The organism is Sporosarcina sp. FSL W8-0480, assembly GCF_037963765.1.
Lineage (GTDB): Bacteria > Bacillota > Bacilli > Bacillales_A > Planococcaceae > Sporosarcina.
On record NZ_CP150166.1, the window covers coordinates 1701107 to 1718729 of the forward strand.

14 protein-coding genes are annotated in these 17623 nt (G+C 41.5%); 13 read left to right on the forward strand and 1 reads right to left on the reverse strand.

Features of this window, described 5'->3' with window-relative positions:
* Nucleotides 1-91: 91 nt before the first annotated feature.
* The 13 genes from fadH to NSQ43_RS08965 all read left to right on the forward strand — a co-directional run bounded on the left by fadH (nt 92) and on the right by NSQ43_RS08965 (nt 16310).
* Entirely contained in the window at nt 92-850 is a 759-nt protein-coding gene (gene fadH / locus NSQ43_RS08905; protein WP_339249407.1) for a 2,4-dienoyl-CoA reductase, read from the forward strand.
* A 260-nt stretch (nt 851-1110) separates the two neighbouring features.
* Nucleotides 1111-1338 (forward strand): hypothetical protein, encoded by a 228-nt coding sequence (locus NSQ43_RS08910; protein WP_339249409.1) that lies wholly within the window; start codon nt 1111-1113, stop codon nt 1336-1338.
* 106 nt (nt 1339-1444) lie between these two features.
* Nucleotides 1445-1882 (forward strand): cyclic-di-AMP-binding protein CbpB, encoded by a 438-nt coding sequence (cbpB, locus tag NSQ43_RS08915; protein WP_339249411.1) that lies wholly within the window; start codon nt 1445-1447, stop codon nt 1880-1882.
* Between the two features lie 83 nt (nt 1883-1965).
* The gene (locus tag NSQ43_RS08920; RefSeq protein WP_339249413.1) at nt 1966-3450 is read left to right on the forward strand and encodes an MDR family MFS transporter; all 1485 of its coding nucleotides are present in this window, start codon (nt 1966-1968) and stop codon (nt 3448-3450) included.
* Nucleotides 3437-4327, forward strand: coding sequence for a LysR family transcriptional regulator (locus tag NSQ43_RS08925; RefSeq protein ID WP_339249415.1), 891 nt, complete (start codon nt 3437-3439; stop codon nt 4325-4327). The genes NSQ43_RS08920 and NSQ43_RS08925 overlap by 14 nt, the downstream gene beginning before the upstream one ends.
* Nucleotides 4328-4407: 80 nt before the next feature.
* Entirely contained in the window at nt 4408-6828 is a 2421-nt protein-coding gene (locus NSQ43_RS08930; RefSeq protein ID WP_339249417.1) for a hypothetical protein, read from the forward strand.
* The gene (locus tag NSQ43_RS08935) at nt 6825-7757 is read left to right on the forward strand and encodes an ABC transporter ATP-binding protein (RefSeq protein WP_339249418.1); all 933 of its coding nucleotides are present in this window, start codon (nt 6825-6827) and stop codon (nt 7755-7757) included. The genes NSQ43_RS08930 and NSQ43_RS08935 overlap by 4 nt, the downstream gene beginning before the upstream one ends.
* 1 nt (nt 7758) lies before the next feature.
* Nucleotides 7759-8601: an ABC transporter permease subunit gene (locus tag NSQ43_RS08940; protein WP_339249420.1), complete on the forward strand. Its 843-nt coding sequence runs from the start codon at nt 7759-7761 to the stop codon at nt 8599-8601.
* A gap of 13 nt (nt 8602-8614) precedes the next feature.
* Complete coding sequence (locus NSQ43_RS08945; protein ID WP_339249422.1) at nt 8615-10057, forward strand: hypothetical protein; 1443 nt, start codon at nt 8615-8617, stop codon at nt 10055-10057.
* Nucleotides 10058-10079: 22 nt separating this feature from the next.
* On the forward strand, nt 10080-11075 hold the full coding sequence (locus NSQ43_RS08950) for a MoxR family ATPase (protein ID WP_339249424.1): 996 nt from the start codon (nt 10080-10082) through the stop codon (nt 11073-11075).
* On the forward strand, nt 11072-11944 hold the full coding sequence (locus NSQ43_RS08955; RefSeq protein ID WP_339249425.1) for a DUF58 domain-containing protein: 873 nt from the start codon (nt 11072-11074) through the stop codon (nt 11942-11944). The genes NSQ43_RS08950 and NSQ43_RS08955 overlap by 4 nt, the downstream gene beginning before the upstream one ends.
* 15 nt (nt 11945-11959) lie before the next feature.
* Complete coding sequence (locus NSQ43_RS08960) at nt 11960-13726, forward strand: VWA domain-containing protein (RefSeq protein WP_339249427.1); 1767 nt, start codon at nt 11960-11962, stop codon at nt 13724-13726.
* The gene (locus NSQ43_RS08965) at nt 13710-16310 is read left to right on the forward strand and encodes a VWA domain-containing protein (protein ID WP_339249429.1); all 2601 of its coding nucleotides are present in this window, start codon (nt 13710-13712) and stop codon (nt 16308-16310) included. The genes NSQ43_RS08960 and NSQ43_RS08965 overlap by 17 nt, the downstream gene beginning before the upstream one ends.
* 41 nt (nt 16311-16351) lie before the next feature.
* On the opposite strand, the gene NSQ43_RS08970 is transcribed toward NSQ43_RS08965, so the two are convergent.
* Nucleotides 16352-17512: an MFS transporter gene (locus NSQ43_RS08970; RefSeq protein ID WP_339254851.1), complete on the reverse strand. Its 1161-nt coding sequence runs from the start codon at nt 17510-17512 to the stop codon at nt 16352-16354.
* Nucleotides 17513-17623 lie beyond the last annotated feature (111 nt).

Genomic DNA, 17623 nt, shown 5'->3' on the forward strand with positions numbered 1-17623 from the left:
AATCAACGTTTATCAGATAACCCTCGGCAACATTGGAAAGTTATGCTATAATTTTGAATGAATGCTCATTCATTTCAAAGGGGGATTGTTTATGTTTAAAGAGAAGGTTTTTATTGTAACTGGTGGATCGAACGGTATGGGGAAGCACATGGCAAAGAAATTTGCTGATGAAGGTGCGGATGTGATTATCACCGGGCGTGACCTTGAACGATTGGAAGCTGCAAAAAAGGAAATTGGGGAAAGAGCACATATCTATCAAATGGATGTGCGCAATATTGAAAATGTACAAGGTTTAGTCGAATTTGCAGACGGGAAATTCGGTAAAATCGATGGCCTTGTGAACAATGCTGCCGGAAACTTCATCGTTAAAGCAGAAGAACTTTCTATTAATGGATGGAACGCTGTCATTGATATTGTTCTTAATGGAACATTCTATTGTACAAGTGCAGTCGGAAATTATTGGATTAAAAATGGACAGAAAGGTTCCATTCTTAATATGCTCGCAACCTACGCATGGGACGCTGGTCCAGGGATTGTCCATTCGGCCGCAGCAAAGGCTGGAGTCATGTCATTGACACGGACACTTGCAGTTGAATGGGGAAGAAGCTATGGATTTAGAGTAAATGGAATTGCACCAGGTCCAATCGAGCGAACCGGTGGTGCAGAACGTCTCTTTCAATCGGAAAAAGCAGTTCAACGCACAATTAATTCCGTTCCTCTTGGGAGAGTTGGGAAGCCTGAAGAAATTGCTGAATTAGCGGCATTCATCATGTCTGACAAAGCTGCATATATGAACGGCGAAATCGTTACATTGGATGGCGGTCAATGGTTGAACCAGTATCCTTTTTAAAATCGAAAGGCGAGGCTGCGCTTTAGCATTTATGAGTATTTAAAAGTTTTTATGCGTTTTTTGAGGGTTTTATGAGCGATTATCTGGATTTATGCTTGTTTGAATAGGATTATGCGTATTTGGTAAGAAATATGCGTGTTTCGAAGGTTTATGCGTATTTGTGGTTTTGAGTTAAGATTGTTCCGTTTTTCCTGTATTGTTTTCATCATTAGGTACATTCTAACTTCTACAAAGTAGTGGAAGGGAGAATTGGAATCAATATGGCGATATGGATTATTCCGATAGCGATTGTGTTTATTATCATTGGAGCTATTGGGTGGAAGGCTGTGAGAAGCTGGGATACCGTTGTTTTGAATGAAACGGATAGTGGTGTCTCAGATGCGATTGAAGATCATCCGATGTCACTGAACCCGATCATTTGGGTGATTGGAGTAGCAGCGTTATTTATTCTATTTGTAATTTTCTTTTACTGGGCCTCTTCCATATAGGAAGAGGTTTCTTTCTTTTGAATTCGATGGGATGTTCAAAGCTATTATGGTATGATAGTGTTGTAGAATTGTTTTGCAGCTTGTGAACAGAAGGAGCGATATTTTAATGATTTCTCTAAATAACAGGGATTTTCTTTTCGTACCGATTGCCGATTATATAATTCCTGCCGAAAAAGTGGCACATGTTCAAATCGGAAATAATGCGGAACACGCCCTTCTCGTCCTTACTAAAACTGGTTATTCTGCAATACCGGTAATCGATGCGAAAAATCACCTAAAAGGACTCCTTGGAATTGGAATGATAACAGATTCCATACTGGGATTGGAACGGATCGAATATGAGAAACTTGCAGACTTGAAGGTGGACCAAATCATGCAAACGGATATACCGAACATAAAAACTACTGACAAGTTCCAAAAGGGCTTGGACCTGCTAATAAATCATACTTTTCTTTGCGTAACTGAAGAGGACGGTACTTTTGCGGGTATACTGACGAGAAGAGTCATGCTGAAAGAGTTTAAGAAATACATTTACAAGAATTAGTACGCTCAATGGTTCGCCATTGAAAAGGAAGGCTCCAATTGGGGCCTTTTGTTATTTGTATCGATTTGAGAAGGGGAATGCATATGAATATACATAAAAAGACAAATAGACCGCTTGTTCTGATTTCGGTCATGCTTGCCATGTTCGTTGGTGCTGTAGAAGCGACTATCGTTTCAACGGCAATGCCTGCAATTGCAGCAGAACTTGGTGGTTTTTCGAGATATAGTTGGATATTTTCATCCTATTTGTTGATGAGTACTGTCACTGTTCTGATATATGGAAAGTTGGCAGACTTGTTCGGTCGTAAACCAATATTATTTATTGGAATATCCATTTTCCTGATTGGGTCGGTTCTTTGCGGTTTTGCACTTACGATGGAACAGTTAATCATTTATAGATTGATCCAAGGGTTAGGAGCAGGCGCGGTTATGCCAATTGCAACTACGATTGTAGGGGATATCTATACTACTAAGGAAAGGGCGAAAATCCAAGGATACCTATCAAGTGTCTGGGGTGTTTCTGCAGTTTCAGGTCCTGTCATTGGAGGTTTGATCGTCCAATACATGGACTGGAAATATGTTTTTTGGGTGAATGTGCCACTTGGGATTTTGGCGATGGCAGGTGTGTTTTTCTTTCTTCATGAACCTGTCATTGAACGGAAGGTTGCCATTGATTTTAAAGGGGCAGCACTTTTAGCTACTTCGTTATCAATCATTCTATTTTGGCTTGTTGAAGGAGGGCAGGCCTTTGATAGGACCTCCTTATTAAGTCTTTCCTTAGTTGTTTTCGGGGTTGGCTTGTTTACATTTTTCATCATGACAGAGCGAAAGGCCGCTGATCCAATGATGCCATTTGCGATTTGGAAAAACCCCGTCATTCTTTATGCAAATCTTGTTTCATTAACGACAGGTGGCATTATAATTGGGGTTTCCTCTTATTTACCGACCTTCGTGACAGGTGTAATGGAACAGCCGGCTATCATTGCTGGATTTACATTGACAGCCATGTCGATTGGATGGCCAATCGCCTCTTCTGTGGCGGGGCATCTTCTCATTAAATTTGGGACTTTTAAGGTTTCATTCGCAGGTGGACTATCATTAATCCTTGGTGGTACGTTATTCGTATTAATGACTGGTGGATCGGGACCCTTATGGGCTGCAATTTCAAGCTTTTTCATTGGTGTAGGAATGGGTCTTACAAGTACGGCCTTCATCGTAACGATTCAGGGAGCAGTTAGCCGAGAACAAAGAGGTTCTGCAACTGCTGCCAATATGTTCATGCGAAATTTTGGGAACACTGTAGGGGCCGCTGTTTTCGGAGCGGTTCTGAACGGATCTTTACTTGCGATTTTCAAAAAGAAAGAACTTGACTATGAAGTGAATGACATCAATCTTCTTTTGACGGAGGAGTCAAGGTCGACTTTACCTCTTGTGAAAATGGAAGAATTACAGCATGCTCTTGATGGCTCATTGCAATGGGTTTATATCGCAGTTCTCTTGTTTGCAGTAATAAGCCTGTTACTGATTTTACGTATTCCGCGGGGGGTGGTTCAATATGACGACAACTGAACTCGAAATTATTAAAACACTGGCTGAAGAGGGAAATATGCGAAAGGCTGCAGAAAGGTTATTTCTTTCACAACCTGCGCTTTCCCAACGGCTCCAGACAATCGAGAAGGAATGGGGGACATTGCTTTTTATCCGCTCGCAAAAAGGATTGGAACCTACTCCAGCCGGTGAACTTGTTATTGCTTATGCAAAGGAAACCATTCTTAAAAAAGAAGAAACTGCAGAAATGATTGCCTCATTGGCGAATAAAGTGCATGGAACTTTGAAAATTGCCTGCGCTTCAATTGTTGGTCAAACTTGGCTGCCGCAAGTTCTAAAAGAATTTGTCAATACGTATCCGGATGCGAAAATCTCATTGATGACCGGTTGGAGTTCGGAAATTGTAAGAGCTCTTTATGACGGGGAAGCGCATATAGGAATTGTGCGTGGCCAAGTTGATTGGAAAAGTAAAAAAGAATATTTGTTCAGGGATCGCTTGTATCTTGTCGATCAAGAAATCACTTCAATTGACGAGCTGACGAATACAAACAGACCATTCATCCAGTTTAAAAGCGATTCCAATTATTATATGGAAATCCAACGCTGGTGGCAGCGTCATTTCACACAAAATCCTTGGAGACAAATTACCGTCGACCAAATTGAGACGTGTAAACAACTTGCACTTAATGGCATCGGTTATGCGATATTACCAGCTATCACGTTAACCGGGGATGAGGAAGTCAATAGGATTCCGCTATTGAATAGTGAGGAAGAATTTGAGTTGACAAGGGATACATGGCTCATCGGATATGAATCTTCGTTCAAACTGAAACAAGTGGATGCGTTTACCCAAGTCGTAAATAAATATGCTGAAAGATTAAGAATGGAATCAGAATAGGAGGGAACTTTCCTTTGTTTGCTACGTACTAATTATGAAAGGTCGAAGTTATAGGGTGTTAGACGAAGGGGGATTTACTTATGTGGAAGAAGCAATTGGGAATTATTTTTACTTTAATGGCGTTATGCCTGTTTTTTCCAACGATTCATGCGATGGCGGCACCAGAGCTTAAAGTAAAGGTGACTGCCGGATTTGACGGAAAGGCTAAGTATGGAAAAGGAGCACCTATTACGATTGAAATCGAAAATAGTGGTACTTCGTCTTTCAGTGGTGATTTAATCATTGATACACAACAATCATATGAATCTGGAGTCGGAGAAGTTTTTCCGGTAGATATTGGAGCAGGAGAAACGAAAAAAGTCACGTTCATCAACTCCAAAATGTTCGATTTCAATATGTATGGTGTGAATACAAAATCAATCTTTTTTTATGAGGGCGGTTGGAAGTCAGGGAAAGAGATACCCCATAAAGGATCGCAACAAATAACCGTTGCGATGTATCACGAAGATACAAAAATCATTACTGCATTTACAGACAATATCGATCGCCTATCTGCACTTAAAGGGATGCGCTTAACCAATTATCCAAATGTACAAATGATTGATGCTTCTAAGATAACTGCCGCTAAATTGCCGGATGAATCTGCCGGATGGGGACCAACTGATACGATTATTATAGATGAATACCCAATTGCTGACATGACTACTGCCGAGCAAGAGGCGATAGTGAACTGGGTTCGTTCAGGTGGAGTTATCATTTTTGGAGGTTCAGATCATCTTGCTGTAGAGTCTGGGGTTTTTGCGGAGTATTTGCCGCTTACACAATCGGCTAAAACGACAATTGGTCCTGAAGCATTCATTAATTGGACTGGAATTGATGGCTTTGATAAGGAAGTTACTATTACGCAGTCTGAATTGAATGCAGATGCGAAAGTGATTTACGCTGATGGCCCTCATATTTTGGCAGCATCAAAGCCACTTGGCAAGGGAATGGTCGTTCAAACGTCCTTTTCATTGGGGGATGAGCCTTTTTCTAAAATGCATGGGGCACATACTGTGTGGAAAAGACTACTTGACTCTGTTGACCAATCTATGATGTCTGGCGGAATGATGCCATATTATAACGACCCTGTAGAATCATTGCGTTGGACTATTGGAAATCCGAATGAGCTTTTTCCATCTTTCAAAGTGTCCGCCCCACTTCTGTTCGGAGTAATTTTGGTTTACATTATCATCATCATTCCGATTTTGTATCTTGTATTGAAACGTAAAGACAAAAGGGAACATGCATGGTGGATTATTCCTGTAATATCGGTTGCCGTTTCCGTGTTCATCTTTGCCTATGGTGCAAGAGATCGTATCGGCCAGGCTCAAATACAACAGACATCAGTCTTTGACGTGAGCGGTGATGGAACATTGACGGGTTATTTTGTCGAATCCATTTTGACAAACAAAGCGGGGGATTTTGTTTTCTCAGTACCACTCGAGACGACATTATCGACGTATACGCCATATTCGATGGGTTCCTTTTTCGGACCTTCGCGAATGAGCACTAATTCACATAAGCGAGCAATCCTTGAAAAAGATGCAACAGGCTCTAAATTACATTTAAGAGATATAGGTTACTGGGATGTTGCTTCAGTTTATGGTCAAACAACACTGGATGTAAAAGGAAATTACGACGTGAACCTAACCGTTAAGGATAAGCAGCTTACTGGAGAAATAACGAATAATTTCCCTTTCCCGGTAAAAGACGTTGCAATTTGGTCGGGAAATAAGCAAATTGCCATTGGTGATCTGGGCCCGGGAGAAACGTTAAAAGTGAATGAAACATTAACGACTTCAACATTATTGCCTAAACGGTCAGTTAGCAATATGTATTCTGGACAAATGCCAGTGAACACAGATGAATTAATGGAAATGAGAAAACGTGGCTTAATGTCGTTTTCAGGCGATTTTATCAATAGTCAATCCAAACCAGCAATCATTGGTTATGCGGATACACAACTTATACCTGTAAAGCTTGAGAAGATAAAAGCGACTACTGACGCACTGACGATGATTACACAACCTTTTACACCCAAAATTGAATTTAGTGACTCCTTCACGATGGATGCCGAAATGATGGAGATGAAACTTCTTTCGGAAAAATACAATATGGAGCCATATCTAACGGGCTATCCTGCAAATATGTATTATTTCGATGAGGAAAGTTATACCCAAACGTGGAAGATACCTGACGAGTATATGGAAAAAGGGTTCAACTGGAAATCGATGGATATATCCAAAATCCAACACCAATTATATAATTTAAGCATTTTTAATCAAACTACTCAGGAGTTCGAGCAATTAAAGTCTGATCGGAAGCTAACTATCGATTCAATCAGGCCTTACTTGTCTGAAAGTGGCGAATTGAAATTCCGTATTGAATTTACAGGCGGACAACGAGGAATTGAAGCGCAAGCTCCTGAAATCAAGTTGCATGGCGAGGTGAAGAAATGATAGAGATCAAAGGGCTGACAAAAAAATACGGGCAATTTACCGCACTTGATAATTTGGATTTAACGCTCGATGAGGGGACGGTATTCGGGTTTGTCGGTGCAAATGGCGCCGGTAAGTCTACGACATTTTTAATAATTTCTACATTGCTTCAACCGACTTCAGGAGAAGTATTCATCGATGGTATAAGCGTTCGTGAAAAACCTTCAGAAATCCGAAAACTGATTGGCTATATGCCGGACTTCTTCGGTGTATACGATCAGCTAAAGGCTGATGAATATTTGGACTTTTACGGAGCGAGCTACGGTATTCCAGAAGAGGAAAGGAAAAAACTTATACCGCAGTTGCTGGAGTTAGTAAATCTAACGCATAAAAGATATTCTTATGTTGATTTGCTTTCGAGGGGTATGAAGCAGAGATTATGCCTGGCACGTAGTTTGATACATGACCCAAAGGTTCTTATTTTAGATGAGCCTGCTTCGGGACTTGATCCTAGAGCACGGGTAGAAATGCGTGATATTCTAAAGACGTTAAAAGGTATGGGAAAGACAATCTTGATCTCTTCTCATATTCTTCCTGAACTTGCGGAAATGTGTGATGAAATTGGTGTTATTGACAATGGAAAACTGATTGCACATGGTTCAGTTGCTGAAATTCAGAAAAAGCTGCAAGGAGAAAAAGTAATTACGGTTCGACTTGTCTCCAAAACAGATGAAGTGATTTCCTTCTTTGAGGAACAACCATATGTTTCGTCAATTGAAAGGCTTGATAATGGAGATGGTATCTCCTTCACGTATAGGGGAAGTGAAGAAGAGCAGATTGGCATGCTGAAAAAAGCGATGTTACAAGATTTGCCAATTGTTTCTTTCTTGGAACATGTTACAAACCTTGAAGATGTCTTTATGGAAATTACGAAAGGAGCCGCTGACTAATATGAATTTTAATAATCCGGTTCTTTTTAAGGAATTGAAACTCAGATTCCGATCATTCAAAGGCTTCAATGGAATTTTATTCTTCCTCCTTGCAATGTGCATATTTGTCTTCGGTTATATTTTCCTGACTGTTAACATGACAGGCACGTCCTATTTCAGGCCGAGCCAAAGTTTTGTCTTATTTGCTTTTCTATCCTATATCCAACTTGGGCTTGTGTTATTCACGGCCCCAGGGCTAACGGCTGGGTCAATCAGTTCGGAAAGGGAGAAACAGACATTACCCATCCTATTGACGACTTCTCAAAGCTCGTTTCAAATAATTTCAGGAAAAATGCTTTCGTCTGTAGCTTTCCTTCTCTTGTTGATCGTTGCGGGACTTCCTATCTATAGCTTAGTGTTCTTGTTTGGCGGTATTTCCCCAATGGAATTTGTAAAAGTGTTCTTCTTCCTATTCGTAACCTTGTTAGCGATTGGGAGTATCGGGGTCATGTTCTCTACATTAATTCGCAGAACGATTGTATCAATGATAGCAACATATGGATCAATGCTCTTCCTATCGGTAGTAACGGGTTTCCTATTCATTATCGTCATGCAAATGAAAGCATTCAATAATATGGGGACCATTACATCACCATCTTATTTGGGACAGTTTTTGGCATCCATTAATCCTGCGGTGCTGTTTGCATCATTTTTATCACCTGATCTGAATAGCTCCATAGGTGAATTAACGAAAATCGAATTCCCGATTTGGGCTGGATATTTGATATTTTATGGATTGATTACCGTGGTAGCGTTTTTCATATCGGTGAAGAGGTTACGGGTCAATATGAAACGACTAAAATGAGGGGGTGTAACAGATGGAAGGGAAGATAGCGTTACAGCGATATGTCAAAAAGGCGTTACGGTCATTACGTCTGGAACGATCAGTCTATAAGCTGCAAACTGGGTTGTTTCTATCCGCTTTGCTGTTCACACTAATCCTTTCCGCTTCCAGGCTGTTCATACTGCCGCATTACTTATTTATTGCCAGTTGGATTGCCGGCTTAACAATTGTAGGTACGGTTGTCATTTTATTGATAAAAAATGTTCGACGTGAAGAAGCCATCTGGAAGCTGGATCAATATTTACCTGACAATTTATTGGTGACGGCACTGGATGATCGTATCCAACAATCAAGCTTCGCTGAGTCCATCACAAAAAATGCAAAAAGAAGCATGGACTCTGCATTTCCGGAATTTAGGAAACGTGAGAAAAAGGTTGTAAATAGCAAGATGTTGGCAGGTTTCCTAATTCTTGTTACAGCATCTATATTGTTGGTGATGTTTCCTTCTAATGCACAGCAAGAGGCGAAAGCTGTCGCAAAGGAGAAAGAGATAATTGAGGAATTAAAGAAAGAAATTCAAGAGTTAGCTAAGAAGGAAAAGAACCCTGAACTAAAGAAGGAACTTGAAGACTTAACCGAGAACTTGAAAGACGTGGAAACAAGTGAAGAAACTTTAAGGGAATTAGTGAAGAAACAAAAAGAGTTCAAGCTTAAAGAGCAGAGATTAACGGAAAAGAAAAATAGTGATAGCGAAGGATTGAGTGAATCTGAGGAAGGTGAACTCAATAACCTCAGACCGTTAGTCGATCAGCTCGCTCAGCAAGCAGGAAAAACACAAAGTGCGTTGAATAAAATCGGAAAGGCTCCATCTTTACCTGCTTTAGCAAACTCAGGGAACCAACCATTAGGCAATAGCCAATCTGGAGCCAATTCAAATGGAAAAACAGGCTCCGGTCAATCTCAAGTTGGCAGTGGTGGTCAAGGTCAACAGGGTCAAGGCGAAGGTCAAGGCCAGGGCGAAGGCGAAGGCGAAGGTCAAGGCGAAGGTCAAGGCGAAGGTCAAGGCCAAGGTCAAGGCGAAGGGCAAGGCGAAGGCGAAGGTCAAGGTCAAGGCCAAGGTCAAGGTCAAGGTCAAGGCCAAGGCCAAGGTCAAGGTCAAGGCCAAGGTCAAGGCCAAGGTCAAGGTCAAGGCCAGGGATCTGGCGCTGGAACGGGATCCGGTGGTCGGAATATGCTTTCGATTCCTCAGGACCGTATAGGTGGTTACAATGATCCGACAGTTGTCGGCGGTGAACTTGGTGAAGGTGAGTTTATCGAAGAAAATGAACGTGACGGTCTTGTCGAGAGAGGGACTCTGAAGCCATACAGAGAAGTGGTTGGCAGTTACAAAGATGCATACTTGAAAGGTTCGGATAAGTTGAAGTTACCTGCTGACTTGCAAAGAATTCTTTCAGATTACTTTTCATCAATTGAATGAGAAATGGATGGGAGATGTACACATGTCGTTTTCGCCGGAACAATTTGAAGAAATGAGCAAGAAACTTGCTGAAGTACGTGCAGAAATAGGCAAATTCATAGTTGGGCAACAGGAAGCTGTCGAATTTTCTTTATACTCCATATTGGCTGATGGGCATGCTTTACTGGAAGGGCTGCCTGGACTTGGGAAGACCATGCTTATCAGAACGATTTCGGAAGTATTGGATCTTTCCTTCTCCCGAATCCAATTCACACCGGATCTAATGCCCGCAGATATAACAGGAACGAGTATTCTTGAACGAAATGAGGATGGCGTGCAGCGATTTGTTTTCAAGGAAGGGCCTATCTTCAGTCAAATGGTGCTTGCGGATGAGATAAACCGTGCTACTCCTAAGACACAAAGTGCACTACTTGAGGCAATGGGTGAAAAAACTGTTACAGTGCTTGGTGAAACAAGAAAGATGGCCAAACCGTTTTTTGTATTGGCTACCCAGAACCCGATTGAAATGGAAGGGACTTATCCATTGCCAGAAGCACAAATGGACCGGTTCTTATGCAAAGTTTTATTGCCATATCCTTCAAAGGAAGAATTGAAAGAAATAATGATAAGAACGACAGGTCCCGAGTCCGTTGCCATACAAAAAGTCATGAATACTCAAGCAATCGTGGAGGCACAAGAAATGGCAAAAGCGGTTGTCATAGCTGATGACATGATTGACTATGCAGTCGATTTAGTTTCCGCAACCCATCATAAATTGGGATCGGAAGATGAATGGAATCAGTACGTTCAGTATGGCAGTGGCCCTCGTGGATTGCAGTCTATTATACGTCTTGCAAAGGCAAGAGCGCTTATGGCAGGTCGAGTTCATGTGTCAATAGCGGATATTAAAACTGTTGCTAAACCAGCATTACGGCACCGAATCCTCATCAATTATGAAGGGGAAGCGGAAGGAATCGATGTTGACAAGTTAATCGATAAACTATTGGATGATGTACGTCAAGGGGCTTCAATCCAATGAAGGTAGAACTATTTCCAGATAGATTGGCCAAACGATTAGGTGCTTTGTCTATTTCAACAAGATCGAGGCGTCTTGGGCATCACAAAGGTGCACATCGTTCCACGAAGACGGGTTCTTCTCTTGATTTTTCGGATTTCCGAGAATACCACCCGGGAGATGATTTGCGGCATATCGACTGGAATGTATTTGCGCGTACAGATAAACCCTTCATTAAACAATTTTTAGATGAACAGGAGATGCGGGTACATATCTTACTTGATTCCACAAAGTCCATGGGTACAGACGGCAAATGGGATTTTGCACGCCAAATTGCAATTGGTTTTGGTCATATAGCTTTAAAAAGCGGTGATACTGTTTCGTTTTCAACTTGGAGCGCCGATGAAAGCTTCTTTTTTCGGAAAAAAGGAGCATTGCATCGTGCCAATCTGTCAAAATTCATTTCCAAAATAGATACGCCTACAACGAATATGGAATTTGCTGATCAAGCCTTGAAACATATACCGAAGGCACTGACGGTCCTATTAATTATTACCGATGGTTTGGAGCAGGTTGAGAAGTGGGAGAAGTTATTCAGGAGATTACCCGGTATTTGTAGGGATGTCCGTGTAGTGACCGTGCACTCTTCATCGGAAGAGTTCCCTGCATTTGAAGGCGATGTCAGATTAGTGGATATCGAAAATGAATCGGTCATTGAAGTTTCGATGACAAAAAAAATTGTGGAAGACTATATTGAGAAAAAAAGAAAACATGAAAACGAATTAACTGCATTGGCGAATAAGTATGGAATTGGCCTAATACGTTCAGAGGTTTCCGAAGGTGTTATGGATCTATTTACGAAAAAAATGCGTCAAGTTGGTTGGTTACAGTGATAGGGGGCGGCATAGGTGGGGTTCGATCAGTTAAGTAATATGTGGACTGCGGTTTTTCCGATGGCCGTCCTTCTGTATTATTTTTTCAGGAAGAAGTATGTCACCACAACAATTTCATCTACATTATTTTGGGAGACTTCAATGCGAGAGACGAAAGTGTCTCCTTATTTGAAAAATCTCCAGCGTAATGCATTATTCTATTTACAAATGGCGGCTCTATTACTGTTGCTTTTTATTTTACTAGCGCCATTTATACCGAAGGAAACCGTTAAAGACAGTCATACTGTTTTCATCGTAGATACGTCTGCAAGCATGAGTGTGACTGATGGTGGGCTTACGTTGTTAGATAGAAGTAAGGAAAAAATAATAGCACTCGCTGAAGAACGTGCAGGTAACGCAATATCAATTATTACGACAGGAAAAGAACCTTCTCTGTTATTGCGTAAAGAGACTGATAGACGCGCAGTTTTGGCTGCTATAGATAAATTAGGTGTGAAATATGAACATGAACATATGCCCCGCTCAATTGACTTTGCGAAGTCAATCGCTATACAGGATGGTGCGGATGTCCATATTTTCACCGACTTCTTGGATAGGTCCGTTTTCATGGAAAGTATGAATGGAATTACCTGGACAGTACATAACAATGAAAACCTATCCGACAATATCGCCATTGAAAAGTTTGGTGCCGTATCTACTGTGGACGGAACCGAGGCCATTATTAAGCTGTCAAATCATACAAAATCCAAGCAAACCGGAAAGGTGATCATTAAGAATGAAATGACGGATGAAGCATTATCGGAGCAGGAATTTTCAGTCGATGAAGAAGCGGGTACCCTCCTTTCATTTAAAGGTTTGCCATCACTTTCAGCCGTTAGTGCTGTCCTTCAAGTACAGGATGATTATAAAGTTGATAACGAAGCGTTTATTATTTTAGCAAACGAATCTTCAGAGGTAATTGTAGATAGCCAGTTGCATGAACTTGTGAAGAAAGCATTTGAAGCAATCGGTTTAACGGTGACGACGGGTTCTGTCAGTGAAATGGCAACTGCAAGGGATCAAGCAATGCTCGTGACAAATGATCCGTCATTTCTTCTTGAAGGATCTGACCCGATATTTTTGCTTGGCAGAAATGATTCGTCGATTGAGCCGGTTTCAGGGCTAATAGATACAGTAAGCGACACCTTGTTTACCATAGCTTCAATTAATGATATATACGTGAGTGCATTATACCCTCCGTTTGAGGAGTATTCGACATTGGCATCAATTGACGGAAAGCCTTTTATACAGCGTTCACCGCGAGGCGATATTATCGTCTTAACGGATATTGCGTTAACCGATTGGCCTTTGCACCCTTCATTTCCGTTATTCATATGGAGTACTACAGAAACGCTAAGAACGGCTAATGAGAATGTAGGGACTTTTTCTCCCAATGAACGAAAAGCGATCCTAACAAGTGGAGGGGCGGAGGGAATCGAGATTTTTACAATCGAAGACAAATATGTTGCAAGCTTCCCGAATGGCAGAAGTTTTGTAGCACCTTCAAAACCTGGAATATATAAAATGATTGATGGTGAAACAGAGAAATATTTATCGGTTCAATTGGACCCGAATGAAAAAGTTGTCTCCAGTGGAGCAAGTTATCGAGTAGGCTTTAGTGAAGCTGAAAGTAGTGGGAAAGAAGAAGGCAAAAATATGATTGGATGGCTATTTTTAATACCTGTCCTCCTTCTATTATTGATTGAGTGGGAGGTGCAAAGACGTCGTGGATATCCGAATTGAGGAGCCTTTATGGCTCGTATTGCTCATCCCAGTAGCACTTTATATGGCATACACTTGGAAGGCTTCAAAAATGAAGTTCATTGGAAAAGGAACCATTCTCTATGCACTTAGAAGTCTTTCTATATTTTGTATCGTCTTTGCGCTTACTTTCCCTTATATCATGTTGCCGGACAATGAAGAACAGATTTTATTTGTTGTGGATCGATCCGTCTCGGTCGAGGATGCAGGACCGGCAGCTGAAAAATGGATTACAGATAGCTTAAAGTTTCGCCATGCCAATCAATCAGTAGGAATCTATTCATTTGCCGGGACATTTCGAACCGATTTTCAATTATCCGATGGAGAAGCAAAGCTGCCGAAATTGGAACCGATTGAATCGAATAATAATACAAATATCGCAAACGCAATTGACTTAGCCGCGGCTGTGGCGAAATCGAATTTGGCTACAAGAATTGTCCTATTATCCGATGGGATTGAGACGGCAGGGTCTCTTGAGGAACTTTTACCGAAATACGAGAATAGCCATGTTCAAATCGATACGGTAGTCTTAAATAGGGCAAATAAAACGGATGCATCTATTACGCTTTTCGAAACCCCGCGAACTGCATATGAAGGGGAAAAACAATTACTGCAAGTAGAGATAGAATCATCTTCTCAGAAAGCAGGCCAGTTACTCATCTATCGTAACGATGAAGAAATCATTAATGAATCTGTTGCACTTGATGAAGGTGGTAATATCTTTTCATTCCATGTAGAGGCAAGGGGAACTGGACTTCTGAAATACGAGGCAAAGCTGATTGTCCCTGATGATGGATTACTGGAAAACAACCGAATGCTATCCGTTACGATGTTGGAGCAATCTCCAAGGGTTCTTGTCGTTCAAACGGAACGGAATCCATCTGTTATCCCATCACTACTTGACAAAAATGCCATGGAAGTTGAAGTTGTGAATGCCGGACAGTTGCCTGAGAATTTATCAGGGTATTTGGGGTTTGGTGCGATTCTTTTCGATAATGTCCCGGGTCACCTTGTTGGTGAACATAAAATGGCAGTAATCGAACAGGCTGTCAAAAGCTTCGGTACAGGTTTCATGATGGTAGGCGGAGATGAAAGCTATGGATTAGGAGGGTATTTCAAATCTCCAATCGAGCGTTTATTGCCAGTGGAAATGGAAGTGAAAGGAAAAGAACAGCTTCCTTCACTTGGACTCGTCATCGCTATGGACCGCTCAGGAAGTATGTCAGGCTCGAAGATTGTCATTGCGAGGGAAGCTGCCGCGAGAGCAGTGGACCTGCTTAGGGAAGATGACACATTTGGATTCACTGCATTTGATCACGAAATATGGGAAGTGATTCCCGTCGGACCATTAGGAAATAAGCAAGATACAATCGATAAAATTCTGTCAATTCCAGCCGCTGGAGGGACGGATATTTTTCCTTCTGTCGCCAAGGGATATGAAGATTTGGCAGATTTGAAACTCCAACGAAAACATATTATTCTTTTAACAGATGGTCAATCCGGTATGCCTCCTGATTATGAAGAGATTATTTCGGAGGGGAAAAATAATAATGTAACGTTATCGACCGTTGCAATCGGAACGGACGCAGATGGTGTTCTCCTTGAAGAGTTAGCTGAAATTGGCGGAGGAAGATTTTACGATGCGGTGGATGAATCGACAATTCCTGCAATATTAACGCGGGAGACATCGATGCTGACCCGTACGTATATTGAAGACGATCCGTTCTATGCAACATTCAGCAACGTTCCGGAGTGGACTTCTATTTTCAAAGATGGAGTTCCGCAAATGAACGCTTATATTGCAACGACTCCAAAGGGGTCATCAACAATTGTTGCGGAAAGTCCGAAAGAGGACCCTGTGTTAGCCGAGTGGATGTATGGTTTAGGGCGTACGATTGCTTTCACTTCAGACTCGACAGGAAGGTGGTCAGGTGATCTTGCGAGATGGGGAGGTTATTCTGATTTTTGGAATACGGCTGTTTCTCGACTTCTTCCCTCGTATGAAGACGTCCCTTATCTGATCACCCATGAACGTGGCGGTACGTATACGGTAACAGACAGTTCTCGCAATGCTGCATTCCTCGATATCGCGATTATTGATGAAAAGGGAAATGAGGTCCCTTTCCAGTCTGAACCTTTAGCTCCTGGGAAAGTGAGAGTCACCTTACAAGCCGATCCAGGACTCGTTTTTTTCGGCGTTTCTGATGATAAAGGTGGTTTATTTGAAGCGGGTGTTTCAGTTCCTTATAGTGAGGAATATAAGCCATCAGAACCGAATGTAGCGTTACTGACTAAGATTGCTGAGCGGACAGGCGGCGAATATCATGAAGATCCTGCAAAAGTATTCAGATCACATCCGTTTAAGAGCGGGAATCAAAAACCTATTGCAAATTGGTTGATCATGACTGCAATGATCTTATTTTTTATAGATATTACGCTACGTCGTTTTGGCATGTTCTCTGGACTCATGGCAAAAATCGAGAAGAAGAAACCTGTGACGGAAAGTAACACTACCAATTCAGAAGATCATTTATCAGAACTTTTGAAAGCGAAAAAGAAACGATAAGAAAAACTCATCTTCAGAGATTATTCCGAAGATGAGTTTTCTTATGATGTCCGTGTAGAAGCAAGAAGTGCTTTGTTTTTATTGGCCCAAAAGCTGGTAATTCCAAAACAAATTAAAAGGATTGCTGTACCAACCAAGTAAGGCAATGCTATATTGAAATCGAAAATAGAACCAGCAAGTGCTGGACCGACCATATTACCTAAACTCATATAGGCATTCATCATCCCCGCGGCAAAGCCTTGTTCTTCCCCAGCAAGCTTTGATACAAGAGTGTTCACGGCTGGACGCAGTAGGGAAGTGGCTATTGAAAAAACTGTAGCAACCAATAGAATTGTCCAAAATAGGTCAACAAGTAAAACTGCCGACATCGAAAAAGCAGCGACAATCAAGTTGACAATAATAACGCGCATTTCGCCGTACCTTTTAAACAGCGGATTAATGACAAACGTTTGTACAATGACTCCGACAAATCCCCCGACTGTAATGAGAACAGCTATTTGAGAAGGGGTATATCCATATTTATGGTCAACATAGAGTGAAATTGTCGCCTGATAGTTTGCAAGTCCGAAAGAAAAAACAAACATGACAATCAACATTACGAAGTAAGGTGTTTTCGTTGACCGGTACAATTGTTCAAAAAGATTTTCTTTTCGACTTTGAAGCTTTTCAACTGAAATAGATGGTGCAGGGTTCGGTAAGATGAAAATGGATAAAATTGCTGCGAAAATAGCTGCTCCAGCTGCAAAATAGAACGGGAACAGAAGACTTATGTTGGAAAGAAAACCGCCAATGCCAGGTCCGATCATAAAGCCCAATGACATGGACGCTCCAAGGAGTCCCATTCCTCTCCCGCGTCGCTCCAAAGTCGTTATATCTGCAACGAATGCCATCATTGGTGGCACGATGAATGCGGCTCCAAGACCCGAAAAGAATCGAGCTACGAAAAGCATCCATAACTGAGTCGATAAACTGAATGCAAGCTGAGCTAAGCCATAGATTATCAGTCCGAAAATAATAATCTTCTTTCTTCCATGCCGGTCGGATAAGCTTCCTGAGATAGGAGAAAAAATGAACTGCGCAAAGGAGAATATTGCAATGAGGAATCCAAGTACTTGTCCGGCAACTCCGAATGTCCCAAGGAATTTCGGCATGATAGGAATAATTAGGCCAATGCCAGCCATGGCGATAAACATATTGAACATCAGTATGTATAATGCCAAATTATTGGATTTTTCTTTTTCGACCAAGAACACACCACCCCTAATCTATTTCGTGTACTTGAAATAGTTTACCATAGTCGGCAAGTAAAAACA